The sequence below is a fragment of the Streptomyces hyderabadensis genome (assembly GCF_020404845.1).
Lineage (GTDB): Bacteria > Actinomycetota > Actinomycetes > Streptomycetales > Streptomycetaceae > Streptomyces > Streptomyces hyderabadensis.
Genome location: NZ_JAIOJZ010000164.1, coordinates 1 through 305 on the forward strand (window position 1 = coordinate 1; position 305 = coordinate 305).

The 305-nt window shown below is 72.5% G+C and carries 1 protein-coding gene; it reads right to left on the minus strand.

All coding sequences use genetic code 11. From position 1 onward, the window contains the following. Positions 1-305 (minus strand): KR domain-containing protein (locus K7854_RS37370; RefSeq protein ID WP_226030994.1); only part of this gene is annotated, 305 nt, incomplete at both ends.

Sequence of the window (305 nt, forward strand, 5' to 3'; positions counted from 1 at the left end):
CGCACCGAGTGCGACCAACTCGGCCTCCAGCCGGACCATGCCTTCCGCCGACGGACCCCGCCGGCTCAGCAGCACCAACTCCCGCACACCATGCACCGCCACCAGATGCCGGGCCACCACACCACCCAGCACACCGGACGCACCCGTAATCAGCACAGGACCGTCCCCGAAGCCCCCAGCCACACCACCGGCAGAGGACACCCCGGAACGCACCAGCCGCGGCACCCGCACCACGCCCTCGCGCACAGCCCACTGCGGCTCACCGCAGGCCAGCCCCGCAACCAGCTCCTCCGGACCAGCCCCCA